This window comes from Streptomyces sp. NPDC020845 (assembly GCF_044334165.1).
Lineage (GTDB): Bacteria > Actinomycetota > Actinomycetes > Streptomycetales > Streptomycetaceae > Streptomyces.
This window is the reverse complement of record NZ_JBIRSJ010000022.1, coordinates 39,566-60,522: the sequence shown is the minus strand read 5'-3', so window position 1 is coordinate 60,522 and position 20,957 is coordinate 39,566. Positions and strand designations below refer to the sequence as shown.

General features: G+C 70.5%; 22 protein-coding genes. 7 read left to right on the top strand and 15 right to left on the bottom strand.

Translation table 11 applies throughout. The features are described 5' to 3' along the window. Window positions 1-44 precede the first annotated feature (44 nt). A complete protein-coding gene (locus ACH4U7_RS44460) occupies window positions 45-581 on the bottom strand; it encodes a YbjN domain-containing protein (RefSeq protein WP_385629453.1) in 537 nt (178 codons plus the stop codon). Between the two features lie 179 nt (window positions 582-760). Beyond that, window positions 761-3,352: an ATP-dependent chaperone ClpB gene (gene clpB / locus ACH4U7_RS44455; protein WP_398533472.1), complete on the bottom strand. Its 2,592-nt coding sequence runs from the start codon at window positions 3,350-3,352 to the stop codon at window positions 761-763. A 149-nt stretch (window positions 3,353-3,501) separates the two neighbouring features. On the opposite strand from clpB, the gene ACH4U7_RS44450 reads away from it, so the two are divergent. Next, entirely contained in the window at window positions 3,502-3,906 is a 405-nt protein-coding gene (locus tag ACH4U7_RS44450; RefSeq protein WP_398533471.1) for a pyridoxamine 5'-phosphate oxidase family protein, read from the top strand. 55 nt (window positions 3,907-3,961) lie between these two features. On the opposite strand, the gene ACH4U7_RS44445 is transcribed toward ACH4U7_RS44450, so the two are convergent. Continuing rightward, a complete protein-coding gene (locus tag ACH4U7_RS44445; RefSeq protein ID WP_398533470.1) occupies window positions 3,962-4,330 on the bottom strand; it encodes a cupin domain-containing protein in 369 nt (122 codons plus the stop codon). Window positions 4,331-4,341: 11 nt separating this feature from the next. Beyond that, on the bottom strand, window positions 4,342-4,626 hold the full coding sequence (locus ACH4U7_RS44440) for a hypothetical protein (protein ID WP_398533469.1): 285 nt from the start codon (window positions 4,624-4,626) through the stop codon (window positions 4,342-4,344). 64 nt (window positions 4,627-4,690) lie between these two features. Here ACH4U7_RS44440 and ACH4U7_RS44435 point away from each other — a divergent pair, with 64 nt between their 5' ends. Beyond that, entirely contained in the window at window positions 4,691-5,074 is a 384-nt protein-coding gene (locus ACH4U7_RS44435) for a hypothetical protein (protein WP_398533468.1), read from the top strand. Window positions 5,075-5,111: 37 nt separating this feature from the next. Here the strand turns inward: ACH4U7_RS44435 and proP are convergent, their stop codons facing one another. Next, window positions 5,112-6,650, bottom strand: coding sequence for a glycine betaine/L-proline transporter ProP (gene proP, locus ACH4U7_RS44430; protein ID WP_398533576.1), 1,539 nt, complete (start codon window positions 6,648-6,650; stop codon window positions 5,112-5,114). 281 nt (window positions 6,651-6,931) lie between these two features. Between proP and ACH4U7_RS44425 the strand changes: the two genes are divergently transcribed. Further along, window positions 6,932-7,288, top strand: a complete 357-nt coding sequence (locus ACH4U7_RS44425) for a YciI family protein (protein ID WP_089504702.1) — start codon at window positions 6,932-6,934, stop codon at window positions 7,286-7,288. 47 nt (window positions 7,289-7,335) lie between these two features. Continuing rightward, window positions 7,336-8,610: an RNA polymerase sigma factor gene (locus tag ACH4U7_RS44420; protein WP_398533467.1), complete on the top strand. Its 1,275-nt coding sequence runs from the start codon at window positions 7,336-7,338 to the stop codon at window positions 8,608-8,610. Here the strand turns inward: ACH4U7_RS44420 and ACH4U7_RS44415 are convergent, their stop codons facing one another. Continuing rightward, window positions 8,611-9,501 carry an RNA polymerase sigma-70 factor gene (locus tag ACH4U7_RS44415; protein ID WP_398533466.1) on the bottom strand — a complete coding sequence of 297 codons (891 nt, stop codon included), beginning with the start codon at window positions 9,499-9,501 and terminating at the stop codon, window positions 8,611-8,613. Between the two features lie 13 nt (window positions 9,502-9,514). Further along, complete coding sequence (locus ACH4U7_RS44410; protein WP_398533465.1) at window positions 9,515-10,753, bottom strand: NAD(P)/FAD-dependent oxidoreductase; 1,239 nt, start codon at window positions 10,751-10,753, stop codon at window positions 9,515-9,517. Between the two features lie 104 nt (window positions 10,754-10,857). Here ACH4U7_RS44410 and ACH4U7_RS44405 point away from each other — a divergent pair, with 104 nt between their 5' ends. Continuing rightward, entirely contained in the window at window positions 10,858-11,592 is a 735-nt protein-coding gene (locus ACH4U7_RS44405; RefSeq protein ID WP_398533464.1) for an aminoglycoside phosphotransferase family protein, read from the top strand. A gap of 639 nt (window positions 11,593-12,231) precedes the next feature. Here the strand turns inward: ACH4U7_RS44405 and ACH4U7_RS44400 are convergent. The 3 genes from ACH4U7_RS44400 to ACH4U7_RS44390 all read right to left on the bottom strand — a co-directional run bounded on the left by ACH4U7_RS44400 (window position 12,232) and on the right by ACH4U7_RS44390 (window position 14,070). Further along, window positions 12,232-12,900 carry a class I SAM-dependent DNA methyltransferase gene (locus tag ACH4U7_RS44400; RefSeq protein WP_398533463.1) on the bottom strand — a complete coding sequence of 223 codons (669 nt, stop codon included), beginning with the start codon at window positions 12,898-12,900 and terminating at the stop codon, window positions 12,232-12,234. A gap of 109 nt (window positions 12,901-13,009) precedes the next feature. Continuing rightward, window positions 13,010-13,207, bottom strand: coding sequence for a DUF397 domain-containing protein (locus ACH4U7_RS44395; protein WP_398533462.1), 198 nt, complete (start codon window positions 13,205-13,207; stop codon window positions 13,010-13,012). A gap of 11 nt (window positions 13,208-13,218) precedes the next feature. Next, window positions 13,219-14,070, bottom strand: coding sequence for a helix-turn-helix domain-containing protein (locus tag ACH4U7_RS44390; protein WP_398533461.1), 852 nt, complete (start codon window positions 14,068-14,070; stop codon window positions 13,219-13,221). A gap of 187 nt (window positions 14,071-14,257) precedes the next feature. On the opposite strand from ACH4U7_RS44390, the gene ACH4U7_RS44385 reads away from it, so the two are divergent. After that, complete coding sequence (locus tag ACH4U7_RS44385) at window positions 14,258-14,692, top strand: ATP-binding protein (protein WP_398533460.1); 435 nt, start codon at window positions 14,258-14,260, stop codon at window positions 14,690-14,692. A 15-nt stretch (window positions 14,693-14,707) separates the two neighbouring features. On the opposite strand, the gene ACH4U7_RS44380 is transcribed toward ACH4U7_RS44385, so the two are convergent. The 3 genes from ACH4U7_RS44380 to ACH4U7_RS44370 all read right to left on the bottom strand — a co-directional run bounded on the left by ACH4U7_RS44380 (window position 14,708) and on the right by ACH4U7_RS44370 (window position 15,931). Beyond that, a complete protein-coding gene (locus tag ACH4U7_RS44380; RefSeq protein ID WP_398533459.1) occupies window positions 14,708-14,983 on the bottom strand; it encodes a hypothetical protein in 276 nt (91 codons plus the stop codon). Window positions 14,984-15,057: 74 nt separating this feature from the next. Then, entirely contained in the window at window positions 15,058-15,438 is a 381-nt protein-coding gene (locus ACH4U7_RS44375) for a nuclear transport factor 2 family protein (RefSeq protein ID WP_398533458.1), read from the bottom strand. A gap of 82 nt (window positions 15,439-15,520) precedes the next feature. Further along, window positions 15,521-15,931, bottom strand: a complete 411-nt coding sequence (locus ACH4U7_RS44370) for a winged helix-turn-helix transcriptional regulator (protein WP_398533457.1) — start codon at window positions 15,929-15,931, stop codon at window positions 15,521-15,523. Window positions 15,932-16,016: 85 nt separating this feature from the next. Between ACH4U7_RS44370 and ACH4U7_RS44365 the strand changes: the two genes are divergently transcribed. After that, on the top strand, window positions 16,017-16,772 hold the full coding sequence (locus ACH4U7_RS44365; protein ID WP_398533456.1) for an alpha/beta fold hydrolase: 756 nt from the start codon (window positions 16,017-16,019) through the stop codon (window positions 16,770-16,772). Between the two features lie 14 nt (window positions 16,773-16,786). On the opposite strand, the gene ACH4U7_RS44360 is transcribed toward ACH4U7_RS44365, so the two are convergent. Beyond that, window positions 16,787-18,001, bottom strand: coding sequence for an FAD-dependent monooxygenase (locus ACH4U7_RS44360; RefSeq protein WP_398533455.1), 1,215 nt, complete (start codon window positions 17,999-18,001; stop codon window positions 16,787-16,789). 35 nt (window positions 18,002-18,036) lie between these two features. Next, complete coding sequence (locus ACH4U7_RS44355; protein WP_398533454.1) at window positions 18,037-20,934, bottom strand: BTAD domain-containing putative transcriptional regulator; 2,898 nt, start codon at window positions 20,932-20,934, stop codon at window positions 18,037-18,039. Window positions 20,935-20,957 lie beyond the last annotated feature (23 nt).

Sequence of the window (20,957 nt, the reverse complement as noted above, 5' to 3'; positions counted from 1 at the left end):
CGGTTCAGGCCTTCAGGCCACCTCGCCGTCAGGCCTCGTCGCCGTCAGGCCTCGTCGTCGTCCGGCTTGTCGTCGCCGTCGGACTCGATATCGGCCTCCAGGCCCAGCTGCTCGACCAACCACTTGTCGAATTCGATCGAGGCCCGTACCCAGCTGACCGTGCTGGACACAAAGTGCTCCAGGCTGACGCCGGTGCCGATCAGCATCTGCGCCTCGCCGATCAGCCGGACCGTGCCGTCGTCGTTGGTGTGGCTGTAGACCTTCGGCCACAGCGTGCGACGGTTCCAGTCGTCGATCGCTTCGAGCAGTCGCGGCTTCTCGTCGATCTCGTGCGGCCGGTCGTAGAAGGTCCGGACCGAGAAGACCTGCTGCTCCTCCTCACCACGGAACATGAAGTAGGTGCGGAACTGCTCCCACGGCGCGGCGAGGTCCCCTTCCTCGTCGACGACGTACTTCAGCTCCATCTGCTCCAGCAGCTGCTTGACCAGGTCCTGGTCGGGCAGCACGGGGCCCGTCGGACCCGTCGGTTGCGGCTCGGGCTGGCCCCCGAAATTCGGAATCGAGGACGGGTCGATGCTCACCGTGGATTTCCCTTCGTCTGGATACCGCCATCCTCCCTCACACCCGCCCCCGGCGTGCAAGTGCGGGCGGGCTGTTCCCGTATCCAATCCACGGCGGCCCGCTGGTGAGCATGCGGGGTGAGCACACGGATGGCCCGCGGCGAAACCTCCGCCGCGGGCCATCCGCCGCTCCCTCGCCCCTACTGCGCCGGGCCCACCAGCAGGTCGTCGCCGATCCGGTCCACCCGGACCGTGTCGCCGTCCCTGACCTCGCCCGCCAGGATCTCCTTGGCGAGCCGGTCGCCGATCGCGGTCTGGATCAGCCGGCGCAGCGGCCGCGCCCCGTACGCCGGGTCGTTGCCCTCCTCCGCGAGCCAGGCCAGCGCGGCCGGGGTGACATCCAGCTTCAGCTGCCGCTCGGCCAGGCGCTCGGCAAGCCGGTCGATCTGGAGCTCGGCGATGCGGGCCAGCTCGGGGCCGCTGAGCGCGGTGAAGACCACCAGGTCGTCCAGCCGGTTCAGGAACTCCGGCTTGAAGGAGGTCCGCACGGTCTCCAGCACGCTCTGCTTCTTCTCCTCGTCGCCGAGCAGCGGGTCCACCAGGTACTGGCTGCCGAGGTTGGAGGTGAGGACCAGGATGGTGTTCCGGAAGTCCACGGTCCGGCCCTGGCCGTCCGTGAGCCGCCCGTCGTCCAGGACCTGGAGCAGCACGTCGAAGACCTCGGGGTGGGCCTTTTCGACCTCGTCAAGCAGCACCACGCTGTACGGGCGGCGGCGCACCGCCTCGGTCAGCTGGCCGCCCTCCTCGTAGCCGACGTAGCCGGGGGGCGCGCCGACCAGCCGCGCGACGCTGTGCTTCTCGCCGTACTCGCTCATGTCGATGCGGACCATGGCCCGCTCGTCGTCGAAGAGGAAGTCTGCGAGCGCCTTGGCCAGCTCGGTCTTGCCGACGCCGGTCGGGCCGAGGAAGAGGAACGATCCGGTCGGCCGGTCCGGGTCGGCGATTCCGGCCCGGGTGCGGCGTACGGCGTCGGAGACGGCCCGTACGGCCTCGAGCTGGCCGATCAGCCGCTTGCCGAGCTCGTCCTCCATGCGCAGCAGCTTCTGGGTCTCGCCCTCCAGCAGCCGCCCGGCGGGGATGCCGGTCCAGGACGCGACCACATCGGCCACATCGTCCGGGCCGACCTCCTCCTTGACCATCGTGCCGCGGCCCTCCTGGACCTCGGCCTCGGCCTCGGAGGCCTCCTCCAGCTCGCGTTCGAGCGCCGGGATCTCCCCGTACAGCAGCTTGGACGCGGTGTCGAAGTCCCCGTCGCGCTGGGCCCGCTCGGCCTGGCCGCGCAGCTCGTCCAGCTTCTCCTTCAGCTCGCCGACCCGGTTGAGGCCCTGCTTCTCCTTCTCCCAGCGCGCGGTCAGCCCGCGCAGCTCCTCCTCCTTGTCGGCGAGGTCGCGGCGCAGCTTCTCCAGCCGCTGCCTGCTGGCCTCGTCGGTCTCCCGGGCGAGCGCCATCTCCTCCATCTTCATCCGGTCGACCGAGCGCTGGAGCTCGTCGATCTCGACGGGCGAGGAGTCGATCTCCATACGCAGCCGGGAGGCCGCCTCGTCGACCAGGTCGATGGCCTTGTCGGGGAGGAAGCGGGAGGTGATGTAGCGGTCGGACAGGGTCGCGGCGGCGACCAGCGCGCCGTCCGCGATCTGCACCTTGTGGTGCGCCTCGTAGCGGCCCTTGAGCCCGCGCAGGATGGCGACGGTGTCCTCGACGGTCGGCTCGGCGACCAGCACCTGCTGGAAGCGGCGCTCCAGCGCGGCGTCCTTCTCGATCCGCTCGCGGTACTCGTCGAGCGTGGTGGCGCCCACCATGCGCAGCTCGCCGCGGGCGAGCATCGGCTTGAGCATATTGCCCGCGTCCATCGCCGAGTCGCCGCCGGCGCCCGCGCCGACCACGGTGTGCAGCTCGTCGATGAAGGTGATGATCTGGCCGTCGCTGGACTTGATCTCGGCCAGGACGGTCTTCAGCCGCTCCTCGAACTCACCGCGGTACTTGGCGCCCGCGACCATCGCGCCCAGGTCCAGCGCCACCAGCCGCTTGTTCCGCAGGCTCTCGGGCACATCGCCCTTGACGATCCGCTGCGCCAGGCCCTCGACGACGGCCGTCTTGCCGACGCCGGGCTCGCCGATCAGCACCGGGTTGTTCTTGGTGCGCCGCGACAGCACCTGTACGACGCGGCGGATCTCCTGGTCCCGGCCGATGACCGGGTCGAGCTTGCCGTCGCGCGCGGCGGCGGTGAAGTCGGTGCCGAACTTCTCCAGGGCCTTGTACGTGCCCTCCGGGTCCGCGTTGGTCACCCGCTGTCCGCCCCTCGCCTTCTCGAACGCGGCGAGCAGCTTCTTGGCGCCCGCCCCCTGCTCCGCCAGCAGTTCCCCGGCCCGGCCGCCCTTGGCGGCGATACCGATCAGCAGATGCTCGGTGGAGACGTAGTCGTCGCCCAGGTCCTTGGCGCGCTCGGCGGCGTCCGCGAGCACCGCCAGCAGCTCGCGGTTCGGCTGCGGCGGGGCGACGGTCGACCCGCGCACGCTCGCCAGTCCGGCCAGCAGCCGCTCGGTGCCGTCCCGTACGACGGCCGCATCGGCGTCCACGGCGGCCAGCAGATCCATCAGGTTTTCGTTGTCCTGGCCCTGCAGCAGGGCCAGCAGCAGATGCGCGGGCGTCAGGTCCGCATGCCCCGCGGAGACGGCTCGGTCATTGGCGGCGCTCACCGCCGCCCGGCTCTTGTTCGTCAGCTCGGCGTCCACGTCCCCGTGCTCCTCCTCATCGCGCTGGTGGCACTCAATCCCTGCCGTGCCCAACATCCGTAAAGTTGAGTCTATTCCACTCAAGTGCTCGAGTGCGAGAGGTCGGAGCGGCGGCCACCATGAACAGCACAGCCGATAGATTGACCACCATGGCCCTCGACCCCCGCGACCCCGGCCCCGACTACCTCGCCTTCTGGCGCGAGCGCCATGTGTGCACCCTGACCACACCGCGCCCCGACGGCACGCCGCATGTGGTCCCCGTCGGTGTCACATACGACCCGGCGGCCGGAATCGCTCGCGTCATCGCCAACAAGCACAGCCGGAAGGTCGCCCATATCCAGGCGGCCGGCCCCTCCGGCGCACCTGTCGCCGTCTGCCAGTTGGCCGGGAGGCGGTGGGCGACGCTCGAGGGCCGGGCGGTGATCCGTACCGAGGCCGAACTCATCGACGACGCGGTGCGGCGCTACGCCGAGCGCTACGAGCGCACCCCCTCCCCCAACCCGGACCGGGTGCTGATCGAGATCACGCTCACCAGGGCGCTGGGCCGGGGGTGAACACGAGGGACGCCGCCGGGCCTCGCCCGGCGCCGCCCCTGTCCCCCATCGCCACTCAGCTCGGACCTTTCGCCTTCGCGTACTCGGTGGCCATCTCGCCGGCGACGTCGTACAACACGACGGCCTCGTCACCGACCACCCGCGCTTCATGCCCCGGCGGGACGACAAAGACATCGCCGGGTCCGACCTCGGACTCCGCCCCGTCGTCCATCCGGATGCGCATCCGCCCTTGGGTCACGATCCCGCGGTGCTCCACCTCGCAGCTGTCCGTCCCGGCTATCTCCTTGACGGACTCCGTCCAGCGCCAGCCGGGCTCGAAGGTGCCCACGGCGAAATCGAGACCGCTCAGGTGCAGGACCTCGATATGGCCCCGGGGAAAGTCACGCCGCTCGTCGGGCTTTTCGATCGTCTTGACTTCCAACATGGCGGTACCTCCTATGCCGTACTTCCATCGTGCGCCTGAACACCCCGCCCGCGCACATGCCGGACAAACCGGCGAAGCTCACCGCCCACCACCGTGGTCGCTGTCGTCGTGGTGCTGCTGCGCCGCCCACGGGTGGCGCAGCCTGATCCACACATCCCGCGCCCGCCGCCCGGCCCGCGCCCGGCGCCGACCGCCTCCGCCGCCCGCTCGGCCTCCAGCCGGAACGCCGGGGTCTCCTCCAGCCGCAGCCGCATATACAGCCCGATCAGAGGGCAGCCGACGGCAACTCGGGTCACTCCGCGTAAAGTCCAGGCCAACGCTGATATAACGCGGCGTCACGCACCGGCTTGGAGGACTTCCATGTTCCAGTCGCTGTCCACCAGCACATGGATACTGATCGCCGCAGGCGCCACTCTCTTCAACCTCGCCGCCATGCAGTGGATCATCGAAATCCCGCAGTACCGCACGAGGCAGCTCTGGATGCCGGTCATCGGCATCATCGCGGTGGGAGGGAACAGCCTCGCCCAGGGCGACGGGCCGGCCAGCACGTGCTACCAGTACACGGCCCTCATGATCATCATGCCGGTCACGCTCGCCCCGGTACGCCGCCAGATCACCCGCGACTACTACCGGTGGGTCCAGGACCCGACGACGAAGCCGGGCAAGGGGGCGATGGCCTGGGTCACCACCTCGTTCCTGATCATGGTGATCGCGGCCGTAGTCCTCTGGAAAGTGGGGAACTGATCATGACCGTCTGCCGCCGGCGCGCCCCCGGCCCAGGTCACCGTTCCCCGTCCCCGTCGTGGTCCCGGTACCGCTGCGCCGCCCACGGGTGGCGCAGCCTGATCCACACATCCCGCGCCCGCCGCCCGGCCCGGGCCCGGCTCACGGCCACCAGCCTCCGCGCCTCCTCGACGGTCTCCACCATGGGCCCCGAACCACGCAGCGGCTTGCCCGCCGTCTCGTGCAGGAAGTGCGCGGAGACCAGCCCGATCAGGCCCGCGGCCATCAGGTAGTACGCCGGCACCAGGTTGTCGCCGGTCGTGGCGACCAGCCAGGAGGCGACCAGCGGGGTGGTGCCGCCGAACAGCGACACCGAGATATTGAACGAGATCGACAGCGCGCCGTAGCGCAGCCGGGTCGGAAACAGCGCGGGCAGCGTGGCCGCGCTGGTCCCCGCGAAGATCACCAGCAGCAGCCCGAGGATCACACAGCCCACCGCGGGCATCAGAATCCCGCCCGCCTGGATCAGCAGCACCGCCGGGATCGCGAGCGCGATCATCGCCACACTGCCGGCCATGAACATCGGCCGCCGCCCCCAGCGGTCGGAGGAGCGGCCCACCACGGTGATCGTCAGCGCGACGAGGATCATGGTGGCGAGCACCAGCACCTGCGCCGTGGTGGCGTCCTGGCCGAGAGTGGAGGTCATATACGTCGGCAGGTAGGACGTCACCATGTAATTGGTGACGTTGTAGAGCAGCACAAGACCCATACAGACCAGCACGGCCTGCCAGTGCCGGGTGAAGATCTCCTTCAGCCTGCCCTTGCCGGACTGGCGCGCCTCCTCCACCGGGTCCACATCCCCGCGCCCGGCGCCGACCGCCTCCGCCGCCCGCTCGGCCTCCTGCCGGAACGCCGGGGTCTCCTCCAGCCGCAGCCGCATATACAGCCCGATCAGCCCGAGCGGCCCCGCGATCAGGAACGGCACCCGCCAGCCCCAGTCCACCATCCCCCGGTCGCCGAGCACGGCGGTCAGTACTGTGACCACCCCGGACCCCAGCGAGTAACCGACGAACGTCCCGAAGTCCAGCCAGCTGCCCAGAAAGCCGCGGCGCCGGTCCGGGGCGAATTCGGCGATATACGTGGTCGCCCCCGCGTACTCACCCCCGGTCGAAAACCCCTGCACCACCCGGCACGCCAGCAACAGCAGCGGGGCCGCGAAGCCGATGGACGCGTAACTGGGCAGCAGCCCCACCGCGAAGGTGCCGATCGCCATCATGATCATGGTGGTCGAGAGCACCCGCCGCCGCCCGATACGGTCCCCCAGCGGCCCGAAGACCAGCCCGCCCAGCGGGCGCACCAGGAACGCGACCGCGAAGGTGGCGAAGGTCGAGACCACCTGGGTCGCCGGTGAGCTCGACGGGAAGAAGACCTTGCCGAGGGTGACCGCGACATACGCGTAGACGCCGAAGTCGAACCACTCCATCATGTTGCCCACCGCCGTCGCGGCGACCGCCCGGCGCAGCCGCGGCCGGTCGACGACCGTGACATCCGAGATGGTCAGCGGCTCCTTGCGGCGGCGCAGCAGCGTCCGCAGCATCCGATCGGTGCGCTCGCTCCCGCCGCCGCGCACCGCCTGGCGGGTGCGGCGTAGGGGATGACGGGGTGGTGGGCGACCGGTACTCATCCTCTTCCCTGCCGACGTCCCTACTTCCCTGCCGACGTCCCTACCATCGTGCGCCCGCGCGCGCGGGGCCGCACGGGGCCGCACGGGGCGAAAACTCTTCCAAGATTTTTTGCCGGGGCTGTCGATCCGGCCGACTCCCGTTCGACGCAAGGGTGAGAGCAGGAAACAAAGAACCAAGGAACCAAGGAGTCACCATGCCGCGCTTCATGACGCTGATCCGCATCGACGAGCAGAACGCCCCCGCCGAGGGCCCCAGCCCCGAGCTCATGGAGCGCATGGGCGCGCTGCTGGAGGAGATCACCAAGGCCGGGGTGATGCTGGAGACCGCCGGGCTCACCCCGACCTCCGAGGGCACCCGGGTCACCTGGTCCGGCGGCAAGCTCAGCTACACCGACGGGCCCTTCACCGAGAGCAAGGAGGTCATCGGCGGCTACTCGATCGTCCAGGCCAAGGACAAGGCCGAGGCGCTGGAGTGGACCAAGCGGTTCCTCCAGACCCACGAGGACTACTGGACCATCACCGCCGAGGTCCGCGAGATCGCCGAGGGCTGACCGGTCGCGCTTGCCCCGTTGTGGTGCGGCTGCTCTGATGGGTGGACGTGACGGGAGCAAGCTCGGAAGCGACCCAGGCGACCCAGGCGACGCAGGCAACGCAGGCGATCGAGACGGTCTTCAGAATCGAGTCCGCGCGGATCATCGCCGGTGTCACCCGCATCGTGCGGGATGTGGGCATCGCCGAAGAGCTCGCACAGGACGCTCTGGTCGCCGCGCTGGAGCAGTGGCCGGAGTCGGGCGTCCCGGACAAGCCGGGCGCCTGGCTCATGGCCACCGCCAAGCACCGCGCGATCGATCTCGTACGCCGCAAGGAGACGTACGCGCGCAAGCTGGCCGAGGTCGGCCGGGCCCTCACGGACACCTCCCCGCCCGAGTACTCCGAGGATCCCGCCGAGGACATCGACGACGACCTGCTGCGGCTGATCTTCACCGCCTGCCACCCCGTGCTGTCGACCGAGGCCCGGGCCGCGCTCACCCTGCGGCTGCTCGGCGGGCTGACCACCCAGGAGATCGCCCGCGCCTTCCTGGCCCCCGAGCCGACCGTCGCCCAGCGGATCGTCCGCGCCAAACGCGCGCTGGCCAAGGCCGACGTCCCCTTCGAGGTCCCGTACGGCGCCGACCGCGCCGCCCGCCTCGCCTCCGTCCTCGAAGTCATCTACCTCATCTTCAACGAGGGCTACTCCGCCACCGCGGGCGACGACCTGGTCCGCCCCGCCCTGTGCGAGGACGCCCTCCGCCTGGCCCGCGTCCTGGCCGGACTGATGCCCAAGGAGCCCGAGGTCCACGGCCTCGCCGCGCTCCTGGAGTTCCAGGCCTCCCGTATCCCGGCTCGCACCGGCGCCGACGGCGAACCCGTACTCCTCGCCGACCAGAACCGCGCCAAATGGAACCGCCTCCTCATCCGCCGCGGCGTCGAAGCCCTCCACCGCGCCGGCCACGGTCCGTACTCGCTCCAGGCCGCCATCGCCGCCTGCCACACCCAGGCCGTCCGCTACGAGGACACCGACTGGGCCACCATCGCCACCCTGTACGGCCGGCTGATGGCCCTGACCCCCTCCCCCGTGATCGAGCTCAACCGCGCCGTCGCCATCTCCATGTCCCAGGGCCCCGCGGCCGCCCTCCCCCTGGTCGACGCCCTCGCCGACGAACCGGCTCTCAAGGGCTACCACCTGCTGCCGAGCGTCCGCGGCGACCTCCTGGAACGCCTGGGCCGCGCCGCGGAGGCCCGCGCCGAATTCGAGCGGGCCGCCACCCAGACCCACAACGCCCGCGAACGCCAACTTCTGCTGGAACGGGCCGCCCGGTGCGTGTCCGAGTGACTACCGCAGGGTGAGCGGGGTCTCGGACCCTACGCGGGTCAGCTTCTCGGGGTTGCGGACGTAGTAGAGGCCGACGATGCGGTCGTCCTCGAAACGAATCGCGATGACACCGTCCGTCTCACCGTCCACCCGCAGGACGAGCCCCGGGCTGCCGTTGACCACGGTGGGCTCACCGGTGAGCGTGACTCCGGCCGAGCCGCCGACGATGTAACGGGCCACCTTGTCGGCGCCGACGACCGGCCGCCGCGCGGCCTGCTTGACGCCGCCGCCGTCGGTCATCAGGACGACCTCGGGGGCGAGTACGTCGAGCAGACCCTGGATGTCCCCGGTGGCGAGCGCCCGCTGGAACGACTCCAGGGCCGCCTGAGTCCTGCTCGCGGAGACCACCGTACGAGGCCGGCGGGCATCCACGTGCCGACGGGCGCGGTGCGCGATCTGACGCACGGCCGCGGGGCTCTTGTCGACGGCGGCCGCGATCTCGTCGTAGCCGACGTCGAAGACCTCGCGCAGCACGAAGACCGCGCGCTCCGTCGGCGACAGCGTCTCCAGCACAAGCATGAGCGCCATCGACACACTCTCGGCGAGCTCGACGTCCCGGGCCACGTCCGGCGAGGTCAACAGCGGCTCGGGCAGCCAGGGTCCGACGTACGCCTCCTTGCGGCGCGTCATGGTGCGCAGCCGGTTGAGCGACTGGCGGGTCGTGATCCGCACCAGATACGCGCGCTGGTCCTGCACCTGCTCCAGGTCGACCTCGACCCAGCGCAGCCAGGTCTCCTGGAGGACGTCTTCGGCGTCGGCGGCCGAACCGAGCATCTCGTAGGCGACGGTGAAGAGCAGGTTGCGGTAGCCGACGAAGGTCTCGGTGGCTTCGTTGACGGAGTGGTCACTCATATGTTGCTCCTGGTCAGGCTGCCGGTTCGGCGTTCAGGGTGGCCGAGGCCGCACCGCGCTCGGCCTGCAGCAGCTGCCGGCGCTTGTCGCCCCTGGGCCAGTGGTGCGAACCGGGCTTGTGTGCCTCGACCGCCAAATGCTTGACGCTGAAGTTGCAGGAGACTTCCTTGAGCTTCGCGCCCGGGCGGCCGCCGATGTAGAGCCTTATCGCGATGTCGTCCTTGTTGGCGAGCTGGAAGACACCGGCGCCACGCCCCAGGCCGACGCACATGGCCGGGAACGACAGGTTGATGGGCGCGGGCCGCTTGTCCGCGATCCGGTTGAGCACCGTGTCGGCGGCGTGTGCGCCCAGACAACCCGCGCCATAGGCGCTCATCCGAAACGGCAGGTCCGACGGCGCCGACGAATCCCCGGCCGCGACGATGCGCTCGTCGTCGACGCTGGTCAACGTCTCGTCCGTGAGCAGTCGTCCCAGGGCATCGGTGCTCAGCCCGCTACGCGCGGCCAGGTCCGGCACACCGAATCCGACGGTCCAGATGGTGATTTCACTCGGGAGCTCGCGGCCATCGCCGAGCCGCACGGCATCGCGCGTCACGGCCGTCACCTTCGTGTCCGGGCCGTCGAGCACGGTCGCACCGAGCTTGGCGAGCCGCTTGGCAACCGCGCGTCGCCCCCGAGGGTGCAGATACGGGCCGAGCAGACCTCCGCAGACCAGGGTCACCCGGCGCCCCTGCTCCGCCAGCTCCGCGGCAGTCTCGATGCCGCTCGGACCGGCTCCGACAACGGTCACCGCGGCCGTGGCGGACGCGGCGTCGAGAACCGGCCGCAGCCGCTGCGCCTCCTCCAGAGTGGCGATCGGGTATCCGAACTCGGCCGCCCCGGGCACGCGCGGGTCGGCGCTGCCACTGCCCACCGCGTAGATCAGGTAGTCGTAGCCGACGCTGTCGCCGGTCGCCAAGGTCACGCTGCGCTCGGAAGCGTTGATCCGCGTCACGGTGTCGACGACCAACCGGATGCCCTTGCCCAGGATGTCCTGGTAGTCGACGACCGCGTCATGGGTCCCGGCCACCCGCTGGTGCAGGCGGAGCCGTGCGACGAAGTTCAGGCGCGGGTTGATCAGGGTCACTGTCACGTCGTCGCGCTGCGTCATGCGGTTGGCCGCCATGACGCCGGCGTATCCGCCGCCGATCACGATCACATTGGTGTTCTCGGTGTTCTCGGTGTTCTCGGTGTTCTCGGTGTTCTCAGCCATGGTGTCTCCTCCGTTGCGAGGGTTCGGGCTCAAGACACCGGGTCATCGACCGCTGTGACACCTTGTGAGGCAGGTCACTCCACAGGCGTGGGCAGGATCAAGGCATGGAGCGGGAAGTGCGGCTGTCGGGCGGGCGTGTCACGCCGGGAGTGGTCTTGGTGGGCGACACTGTCCGGCGGCCCGTTACGGCCGCGTCGGCGTTCGTCGCTGCACTGCTCGACCAGCTCAAGCAGCGCGGATTCGCAGGTGCACCGCGATATCTGGGCCTCGATGAGGCCGGGCGGGACACGTTCAGCTACCTGCCCGGGTGGGTCCCGGCCAGGTTCCAGCGCTGGACGGATGCCCAAGTGGCCGCCGCCGGCGCCCTGCTCCGCTCACTGCACGACGCGACCCGCGGCAGCACGCTTGCGGCGTCTTCTCCCGTCGTGTGCCATCACGACCCCGGACCGAACAACACCGTCTTCGTGGGCAACCGGCCCGCGGCCTTCATCGATTTCGACACCGCAGCCCCCGGCGACCCACTCGAAGACCTCGGATACATGGCCTGGACCTGGTGCGTCTCATCCAAACCCGATGCCCCACCCGCCGACGAGCAAGCCGCGCAGGTACGAACCGTGGCCGACGCCTACGGACTTCACGCGCATGAGCGTGGCGACCTCATTGACGCCATGCTCGACCGCCAAACGCGCAATGCCCGCTGGTGGCGCGAGCAGCTTGACGGTCCGAGGCGTTCCCGGGTCGCTTCAGCAGAGCAAATCCTCTCCCGCATCGCATGGTCGGAACGCGAACACGCCTTCACGGTCATTAACCGGCCTGCGCTCGCCTCCGCACTGCGGTGAAGAGCCCCTGCTCATCGCAAGTCCATACCCGCTAGCCAGCACCTGCGGCACCTCTGCGAGAGCCGCCTTCGGGGAGGCATCTGGGACACCGGCATCTGGGACACCGGCATCTGGGACACCAACCCGCTCGTCCCCGCACCCTCGACACCCCACCCGGACGCCTCGACCGCTTCACCGCCCCACCGAGGCCGCCACCAAGGTCGACGACACCCACGGCCGTGGCCTGCTCATCGTCCGGCTCCTGTGCGGACAGCGCTCCGCTGCGCTGCGCGTGGGCTGCGCTTCGCTTCGCCTGCGCCTGTGCGCCGTCTCGCGGCATTCGGCTCACGCGAGTACGGCTTTCGTCTCGGACCCTCCGGGTCCAAAGCGCCGGCGAGAAGGGGGAACGGGGGCGGCTGGCCCTACGTCCTGGTTCCTCGGCCCGGTGGGTGGCTGGGCTCAAGGAGGCTCCGCTGCGCTCCGCCGCAGCTGCTGCCGCGCGGTGGCCAAGCCGGTCAGTCGGCTCTCCACCCACCCCCTCTTAAATAATCGCTTGATGCAGTACTTGATGTAGAGCAAGCATTTTTTTAAGAAGGGGCGGGGCGGTCCGGTGGAGCCTTGCCCGGCACGGGATCCTGTGCCGCTTCCGACGTCTGATTCTCAGCCGGGTCGCTTGGCCATGACGATCAGACCCGGCCCGCTGTACTCCTCCGGGGGGAGCCGGAGTTCGGCGACCGGGTGCAGGCCGGCCTGCTCGATCAGGTCCACGAGTTGTTCCGGCCGCCATTTGTGCGTCGTCCAACGAACGGGTACGCCCCCGTATGCCTCAGTGCGCACCGCGTCTTCGTCGCCGACGTGTGTTGCCGTGATGAAGTGCCCGCCTGGCTTCAGGGCGCGCGCGAACAGGGCGAGAACCTGAGGAAGGACGTCGCGGGGGAGGTTGAACAGTGACCACCACCCGAGCACGCCGCCAAGGGACGCTTCATCAAGGTCGAGGTCGGTGACAGAGGCGACGCTGAAGCGGCATTGCGGATGAAGACGGCGTGCGTTCTCGATCATACGAGGGGAGAGATCCACCCCGGACACGTCGAGTCCGCGTTCGGCAAGGTAGGCCGTCACCGTTCCGGGTCCGCAACCGACGTCGAGAACGGGCCCAAAGTCGCTCACGGTATCGGCGAAGGCGTCGATTGACGCCTTGAGCCATGGATGGCGACGGATGTCGCCGACTCCCGTCGTCACCACCATGTCGGCGTAGTTGTCAGCCACGCGGTCATAGGACTCACGAACCACGTCGAGATCGGCCGGGCGGTCGATAGGGTGTGCGCGCATCGGCCGATGATAGGACTACGGCCTCCCACCCGCCCGCCAAAGCCTGCGCCGTCAGCACCACGCCGCCCTCGGCGCCGACCAGCCCGGTCAGCGAGACCGGCCCCCTTACTCACCGCAAGCGGTCGAACTCCCCCGCCTTGGCCGCCCGAATGAAGGCCGCGAGCGGGCGCCGGGCGGTACGTATGGCTGTGCCGGGGGTTTCGCTCTCGCGGAGGTGTATCGCGCCGTCGGCGGCCGCGAGTTCTACGCAGTTGTTGTCGGGGCCAGTCCCGGAAAAGGAGGACTTTCGCCAGTGGGCCTGATGCATGTCCTGATCCCTTACAGCTCTCGTGCGATGCGGTGGATGAAGTCTCGCGACTTCTCCGGATTGAGTGCCGACGCCTCGACGGTGCGCAGCAGGGCTCGGTAGTAGTCGAGTTGGGCCTCGGCGTGCAGGAAGTCGATGCCGTGCATGTGGTCGATCTGCACGGTATCGAGTTGAGGGAGGCGGCCGGCCGCGTAGGTCATCGCATACCCCATGCCCGCGAATCCTTCTGCCGAGAAGGGAACCACCCGCACGGTCACGTTGGGGAGTTCCGACTTCTCCATGATGAAGTCCAACTGTTCACGCGCCGCCTTACGGTCGCCCACCTTCATCAACAGCGCGGCCTCGTGGATGATCGCTGCGAAGCCGGGCGGATCTTCACGTTCAAGCACGTCACGACGCCGTAGACGGAAGTCGATGACCGCCTCAAGGTGGTCCGAGGCGTGGATGGAGCCCGCGTAGGTGAACAGTGCCCGCATGTACGGCTCCACTTGGAGCAGGCCCGGGATGTGCACCACTTGCAGGCTCTCCATGCGGATGGAGTGCCACTCCAGGGCGGCGAGGTCCAGGGAGGTCGAGGCGAGGGTGCCGCGATACCCCTCCCACCAGCCGCGCACCCGCTCCGTCGCCAGCGCGGCCAGCGCGTCCACCAACTCGCCGTTCCCGCAGCGGTATTGGTCGGCGAGCGTGCGCAGTCGCTCCTCGCTGACGCCGAGACGGCCGACCTCCATGTGACTCATCTGCATGGGGCTCACGCCCAGGCGCTTGGCGGCCTCTCGTGCGGTCATACCGACCCGCTCCCGCATCTTCCGCAGCTCGGCGCCCAGCCGCTCCTGACGGGCGGTGGGGTTACTCCTTGGCGGCATGTGCCTACTCCCTGCTACTCAGCGGCTGCGGCGCCACGATGCCATGAGCCACCCCGTTTGGGCGAACTTGGCGTACTACGTTGCGCCGGTGCTACATAGCACCCTACGTTGAGTATCGCGACGCTCACCGAATGAAACATTCGGCAGACCCGAGCTCGCACACCCCACCGCGCCCCAGGAGGCCCACATGCCCCTCGTCACCCCTGCCGTCGCGCCCTTCGAATACTGCCTGCACATCCCCCACGACCCCCGTGCCATCCGCGTCGCCCGGGCCTCCCTCCGTACCGCCCTCACCACACACGAGCTACCCGAACTGATCGACCGGGCCGAGCTGCTGGCCAGCGAGATGCTCACCAACGCGATCGTGCACGCCGAAGGGGAGGCCGACCTGCGGGTGAAGTGGTACGCCGAAAGGTTGCGCATGACGGTCTGGGACACCAGCGCGACGCCTCCCAGCCGCCGGGAGATCCGCGTGGACAGCGAATGCGGGCGGGGGCTGCAGCTGCTGGAACTGCTCGCCGACAGCTGGAATCACTTCCCGCTCACCGGCGAGCTGTGGGGTCCCGCGTCCAAGGTGGTCTGGTGCGAGATCAGCCGGACGCCGCCCCCAGGCTGGGGCTGAGCGGGCCCGGCGCCGTCAGGGGACGGCGACGGCCACGCGGCGGAACTCGACGGACTCGATGGTGACGCCCGGTGCCGTCCAGCCGACGGCGGGCGGGGTGGCCGCGCGGGCCTGCTCCTCGGTCTCGAAGACGGTCATCGAGAAGCCACGGCCGTCGACAGGCTCCAGCCAGTACCCGGTGAGAAAGCCGGGCGCCGAGCGGATCCTCGGCAGGATGTCGTCCATCAGCGCGGCGGCGGCAGCGGGGGCCTGGGCCGGGTCGATGGTCAACGTCACCAGGGCTGCGTACATGGGAAGCTCCCTGCTGTCTGCGGGCGGTCCGGTCAGCAGGTAGGACGTCGCGACAGGGCGAAAGTCATCGGTCGTCACGGAGTCTTCGAGTAGCCCAGCGCCTCGGTGATCCGGCCGTCACGCACCCGCATGACGTTGACGCCGAGCACCGATGTCGTATGCCCCTCGCCGAACGTGGCCTCGCCGTCGGTGAAGGTGGCCCGCCACTGGATGGTCGCGCGGTCGCCCGCGACGAAGACGTCGTGCGGAGTGAAGCTGGTGTTGAGGTCGGCGGCGAGCGCCGCCCAGAACTTCAGGCACTCCTCGCGGCCTTCGTAGCGCGTGCCGTCCGGGGCGGGCTGGACGGACACCATCACGCAGTCGTCGGCCAGCAGGTCACCCAGGCCGCTGGGGTCATGGCTGGTGAACGCCTCGTTGAAGCGGCGGATCACCTCAGCGGTGTCGATGTCTGACATGGATTCGTTCCCCTCTCGTGGTGAGGGGAACGATCCTGCGGAAGCCGCGCGCAGCCGGCAATTCCCTGCGGGGAATGCCGCCTCAGTGATGCGTGTCGTACGCCCGGCGCGCGGCCGCGATGGCCGGGCGGTTGCGGTCGGCCCAGGCCGCCAGGGCCTCCAGGGGCTCGCGGATCCCGTTGGTCAGCGGGGTCGTGGCGTACTCCACGCGGGGCGGCGCGTCGGGGTGGACGGTGCGGGTGATCAGGCCGTTGCGTTCGAGGCTGCGGAGGCTCAGGGTCAGCATGCGGCGGCTGACGCCCTCGATGGCCCGCTCCAGCTCGGTGAACCGGCGCGGGCCGGAACCCAGTTGGACCAGCACCTGGGTGCTCCACTTGTCGCCGATCAGCGCCAGCACCTCGCGCAGGGGGCAGTCGGCAAGCGGGTGGGAGTGGGGAGCGCCATCGAGGGGTGGGGTGAGCTGGTCCGTAACTTCGGTGTGCCGTTGCGACATAAAAGTGCCTCCTTCCGCACGGCCTGAGCTTGCTTCAGGATGGCGCTCGTTACAAGTCGTAACGTTCCTGGTAGAGGAGTCACGGGTGCCGATCGCACGCAGCCATGGGTTCAAAATCTCCTATGAGGTCTCCGGGGACGGGCCGCCGCTCGTCCTGCATCCGGGGATGTTCCAGACCGGCGCGAGCTGGCGCGCCGCCGGCTACACCGAGGTCCTGGAAGCCACCCACACGGTGATCGCCATCGACCCGCTCGGCCTCGGTGCCAGCGACGGCCCGCACGACGCCGCCGCGTACGCGCTGGAGCGGCGCGTCGCGTCGGTGACCGCCGTGTTGGACGAGGTCGGGGCGGAGCGGGCCGCGTTCTGGGGGTACTCGATGGGCGCCCTGACCGCGCTCGGCATGGCCATCCACGCCCCCGAGCGGTGCACCCGGCTGGTCGTCGGCGCCTGGGACCCCGTCGAGGGCTTCGCCTCCGGCGTCGCCCACGCGCTGCACCACTTCGGACTTCCCGCCGACACCGACGTGTTCGCCCTGCTCACCCAGGCCGCCCACACCGACCCGGCCCAGGCCGCCGTCATCGACGCCGGGGACCAGGCGGCCTTCCGCGCGAACTTCGTGGCGTTCTCCCGGGAGGGAGAACTGGCCTCCCGGCTGGAGTCCGCCACCGTCCCCATGCTCATGTACTGCGGTACGGAAGACTCTTGGCATGCGCCGTTGCGGGAAGCCGCGGAGCGCATCGGCGCCGGCTTCTTCTCCGTACCCGGGGCCGACCACCTCGCGAGCTGGAAGCGCGCCGGGGATGTGCTGCCGCACGTACGGCCGTTTCTCAACCGCTCCTGACGGGCTCCGCTCACCTAGCGCCTGGCGAGGACGTCGTAGTCGCGCAACGTGATGTTCTCGGCTGTCTTGCGGGCGATCTTGGCGGCCATGTTCTTCCCCGGCAGGTAGGGGATAAGCCTGTAGTAGCCGTTGAGCAGCGCGGCGAGGGCGCGGGTACGGGGGACCATGAGCCCCGCGACGCCGTCGCCCATCTTCTGGCAGCCCGTCGCGTACTCGCGCATCTCCTCCTCGTAGCGGGCGAACGCGACGCGGTGGTCGCCGTGCGCGGCGGCCAGTTCGCCGGCGAGGACGTACGCGCCGACCAGGGCGAGGCCCGAGCCCATGCCGGAGAGGGAGGAGGGGCAGTAGGCGGCGTCGCCGACCAGGGCGACCCGGCCGCGGTTCCAGCTGTCCATGCGGACCTGGCCCACGGAGTCGAAGTAGAAGTCGGGCGCGTGGCGCATATCGTGCAGCAGCCGGTCGCTCTGCCAGCCGTTGCCGGTGAAGTGCTCGGCAAGGACCGCCTGTTGCCGCGTCACATAACGGCGGTCGAGGTCCTGCTGCGGTGAGGCGAAGTAGAAGACCGCCTTGGCCTCGGTGTTGTGGCGGGCGCTGTACATCGCGACCAGCCTGCCCGCGGTGCGGTAGGCGTGTCCGGTGTGGTCGAGGCCGAGGTGGTTGGCCGTGGTGAAGATCGCGCAGTGCACGCCGAGGTGCTTGACGAACCGCTCCTCGGGCCCGAAGGTCAGCCGGCGGGTGTTGGAATGCAGCCCGTCTGCGCCGATGACCAGGTCGAACCTGCGCGGCGCGGAGCGTTCGAACGTGACGGTCACGCCGTCGGGGTCCTCGGTGAGCGAGGTGATGGAGTCTCCGAAGACGTATTCGGTGTACTCCTTGGTGGCGTCGTAGAGGATGCGGGCCAGGTCCCCGCGGAGGATTTCGAGGTCTCCGGCGAACAGGTCGGCGGGCATCTCGGACACCGGCTTTCCCGCGCTGTTGACGTACGACATGGAGCCCATGCCGGTGCGGGCCCGCTCGAGGTCGTCCAGGATGCCCATGCGGCGGAGGATCGACAGGTGGGCCTCGCCCCGGAAGTCGACGGCGTAGCCGCCGTCGCGCAGCGCCGGGGCGCGTTCCACGATGGTGGGGTTGAAGCCGTGCCGGTGGAGCCAGTAGGCGAGGGCGGGGCCGGCGATGGAGGCGCCGGAGATCAGTACGTTGCGGTTCTTCAGTGCGTTGTGGTTTGTCATGGCGGAGAGCTTGGCCGGGAGGGCTCACCGCACGCTCACCGCCGACTCACCGCCTCGATGACGGGCTCGACGACGGACTCGGGGAGGCCCATCAGGCGGAGCCTGTCCGAGTCTCCCGCGGCCTCGGCCGCCTCCTGGTAGCGCGTCCGGGCGGTCGGCCGGTCGCCGCGCGCCTCGGCGACGCGGCCGAGTCCGGCGAGGGTGCGCACCCGGTTGCCGAGGCTCTTGACCCAGTGCGGATCGATGCGCTCCAGGGCCTCTCCGTAAAGCCGTTCCGCCTCGTCCAGGTCTCCCTCCAGCGCGGCGATGTCACCGAGTCCGCGCAGGGCCGCCCCCAGGCACGTGGGGCTGCCGGCGCGACGAGCCAGCTCGGCGGCGCTCGCGTAGTCGGCGCGGGCCGCGGCCGGGTCGTCGAGGTGGTCGCCCCGGTTGACCAGCAGGTCGGCGCTGTCCTCCAGAGCCCCCAGCTCCCCGGTGAGGGCGAGGGCTTCGTCGGTCAGCGCGATGGCCCGCGCCCGGTCGCCGCGCCCGCCCGCGAGCCCGGCCAGCACGTCCAGGGCCAGCGCGGTGCCCCAGCGGTCGCCGAGCGAGCGGAACCCGTCCGCGGCCGTGCCCAAGGCGCGCTCACCCGCCTCGAAGTCTCCCTCACCGAGCGCCCCGAACCCCGTCACGTACCAGGCGACCGCCCGTGCCCACGGCTCGGGGCAGTCCCGCTGGGACGATACGAGCGCGAACGCGCCCTGCGGATCGGTCTCGCTCGCGTTCCGCATCAGCCACAGGAGCAGGGCGGCCGGATATCGGCCCGCTTGGCCGCCCGGCCAGGAGGCGGCCAGCGCCTTCTCGGCCGCCGCGCGGTGCCGCCGCCAGACCGGTCGTCCGGCGCTGCCGGACGCCGCAAGCAGCACGCAGATCGCGTACTCCTCGCCGAGCCCCTGCTGGGATGTGTCGCCGACCGTGTCGAGCAGCGCGATCGCGTACGGGGCGGCCGAGGCGGAGGCGCCGCGGATCCACAGATAGGTCGAGGCGGAGGCGAGCAGTTCCAGGGCCGTCGGTACATCCGAGGTCTCGACCGCCCAGCGCAGGGCCGCCAGCAGGTTGTCGTGCTCGGTCGCCAGGACCCGCAGCCACTCCAGCTGTTCGGCCCGGCGCAGGTGCGGATCGGCGGTCCGCACCAGCTCCAGGAAGTGCCGGGCGTGGGCGCGCCGTGCCGACTCGCGTTCGCCCGCCTCGTCCAGCCGCTCGGCGCCGTACGCGCGGATCGTCTCCAGCATCCGGTAGCGCCCGCCGCCCGCGGCGTCCAGGAGCGACTTGTCGGCCAGCGACTCCAGCGTTTCGCCGTCCGTGCCGCACACTCGCAGCGCGGCCTCTGCCGTCGCGCCGCCCGCGAACACCGCGAAGCGACGTGCGGCCCGCTGCTCGGGCTCCGGGAGCAGGTCCCAGCTCCAGGCGACCACCGAGCGCAGCGTCCGGTGCCGCTCATCGGCCGTACGGCTGCCGCGGGCCGCGACCCCGAGCCGGTCGTCCAGCCGGCCCGCGAGGTCGTCGAGGTCCAGCGTGCGCAGCCGTGCCGCCGCGAGTTCGATGGCCAGCGGCAGATCGTCGAGGGCGGCGCAGACGCGCCGTATGAGTCGAGGGTCGGCGGTGAAGCCGCGCCGTACAGCTCCGGCCCGGTCGGTGAACAGGCGTATCGCCGCCTCGTCGGCCAGCGGCCGCACCTGCCGGACGTGCTCGCCGATGATGCCGAGCGGTTCCCGGCTCGTCGCCAGGACGCGCAGCCGCGGGCAGGCCGCCAGCAGCCGCGCCGCCAGGGCGGCGGTCTCCTCGACGACATGCTCGCAGTTGTCGAGGACGAGCAGCAGCATCCGGTCCGACAGCGCGGCGATCAGCCGCTCGACCGGCATCTGGGGGCCGCCCCCCAGCTGGAGCCCGTTCGCGCGCAGGCCGAGCGCGCCCAGCAGCGCCTGCGCCGGCCCCGAGCCGTCGCGCAGCGGAGCCAGCGCCACGAAGCACACCTCGTCGGCCGCGACCCCGGCGACCTCCACCGACAGCCGGGTCTTGCCGACCCCGCCGGGACCGATCAGCGTGACCAGCCGGGCCACCCGCAACAGCTCGGCGACCTCGGCCACCTCCTCGGTCCGGCCCACGAAGGACGTCAGCTGGGCGGGTGGCGCGACGGGCGACGGGGACGGAGCGGCGCTCAGCAGCTCCCGGTGCAGTGCGACGAGTTCGGCCGAGGGATCGGCGCCCAGTTCCTCGGCCAAGTGTCTCCGGGTCTCCTCGAACACCACCAGCGCCTCGGCCTGCCCGCCCTCGGTGAACAGGGCACGCATCAGCAGCCCCGCCGGCCGCTCCCTGAGCGGATGGCGGTCGACCAGCTCGCGCAACTCCGCTACGGCCGCGCTCCGGTGTTCACCGAGCCTCAGCTCGCCCTCGATCCGGTCCTCGAGCGCCCCGAGCCGAAGCTCCTCCAGCCGCACGGCGGCGGCCCGGGCCGTCTCGCTCTCGGCGACCTCGGCCAACGCGGGCCCCCGCCACAGCCCCAGCGCCTCGCGCAGCAGCGCGACCGCCCGCCCGGGGTCGTCGTGCCCGGGGTTGCCGTCGCCCAGCGCGGCCCGGCCTTCCCGGGCCAGTCGCTCGAACCGGCAGGCGTCCACGTCCTCGGGCGCCACCACGATCCGATAGCCCGCTCCGGCCCGCTCGATCGCGGCCGCCGGGCCCAGTACCGTGCGCAGCCTGGACACCTGGGACTGAAGCGCATGCGCCGATACCCCGCCGCCCGGGTCGAGTTCCTCGGCCAGCCGGTCGGACGACACGACCTCACCGGGACGGACCAGCAGCAGCGCCAGCAGCGCCCGCCGGGCCGGCCCGCCCAGCGGAACCTCGGCCCCGTCGTCGCGCCACGCCCGGGTCTCGCCGAGGATTCCGAACCGCATGCCGGTGATTATCCACCGGCGAA

What these genes read in the sequence shown, in the direction of transcription:
- ACH4U7_RS44385 (WP_398533460.1), top strand. Translation starts at nt 14,258, where the DNA reads ATGCCCCTCGTCACCCCTGCCGTCGCGCCCTTCGAATACTGCCTGCAC.
- ACH4U7_RS44425 (WP_089504702.1), top strand. Translation starts at nt 6,932, where the DNA reads ATGCCGCGCTTCATGACGCTGATCCGCATCGACGAGCAGAACGCCCCC.
- ACH4U7_RS44405 (WP_398533464.1), top strand. Translation starts at nt 10,858, where the DNA reads ATGGAGCGGGAAGTGCGGCTGTCGGGCGGGCGTGTCACGCCGGGAGTG.
- ACH4U7_RS44435 (WP_398533468.1), top strand. Translation starts at nt 4,691, where the DNA reads ATGTTCCAGTCGCTGTCCACCAGCACATGGATACTGATCGCCGCAGGC.
- ACH4U7_RS44380 (WP_398533459.1), bottom strand. Translation starts at nt 14,983, where the DNA reads ATGTACGCAGCCCTGGTGACGTTGACCATCGACCCGGCCCAGGCCCCC.
- proP (WP_398533576.1), bottom strand. Translation starts at nt 6,650, where the DNA reads ATGCTGCGGACGCTGCTGCGCCGCCGCAAGGAGCCGCTGACCATCTCG.
- ACH4U7_RS44410 (WP_398533465.1), bottom strand. Translation starts at nt 10,753, where the DNA reads ATGGCTGAGAACACCGAGAACACCGAGAACACCGAGAACACCGAGAAC.
- ACH4U7_RS44355 (WP_398533454.1), bottom strand. Translation starts at nt 20,934, where the DNA reads ATGCGGTTCGGAATCCTCGGCGAGACCCGGGCGTGGCGCGACGACGGG.
- ACH4U7_RS44395 (WP_398533462.1), bottom strand. Translation starts at nt 13,207, where the DNA reads ATGCATCAGGCCCACTGGCGAAAGTCCTCCTTTTCCGGGACTGGCCCC.
- ACH4U7_RS44370 (WP_398533457.1), bottom strand. Translation starts at nt 15,931, where the DNA reads ATGTCGCAACGGCACACCGAAGTTACGGACCAGCTCACCCCACCCCTC.
- ACH4U7_RS44415 (WP_398533466.1), bottom strand. Translation starts at nt 9,501, where the DNA reads ATGAGTGACCACTCCGTCAACGAAGCCACCGAGACCTTCGTCGGCTAC.
- ACH4U7_RS44375 (WP_398533458.1), bottom strand. Translation starts at nt 15,438, where the DNA reads ATGTCAGACATCGACACCGCTGAGGTGATCCGCCGCTTCAACGAGGCG.
- ACH4U7_RS44450 (WP_398533471.1), top strand. Translation starts at nt 3,502, where the DNA reads ATGGCCCTCGACCCCCGCGACCCCGGCCCCGACTACCTCGCCTTCTGG.
- ACH4U7_RS44390 (WP_398533461.1), bottom strand. Translation starts at nt 14,070, where the DNA reads ATGCCGCCAAGGAGTAACCCCACCGCCCGTCAGGAGCGGCTGGGCGCC.
- ACH4U7_RS44400 (WP_398533463.1), bottom strand. Translation starts at nt 12,900, where the DNA reads ATGCGCGCACACCCTATCGACCGCCCGGCCGATCTCGACGTGGTTCGT.
- ACH4U7_RS44360 (WP_398533455.1), bottom strand. Translation starts at nt 18,001, where the DNA reads ATGACAAACCACAACGCACTGAAGAACCGCAACGTACTGATCTCCGGC.
- ACH4U7_RS44445 (WP_398533470.1), bottom strand. Translation starts at nt 4,330, where the DNA reads ATGTTGGAAGTCAAGACGATCGAAAAGCCCGACGAGCGGCGTGACTTT.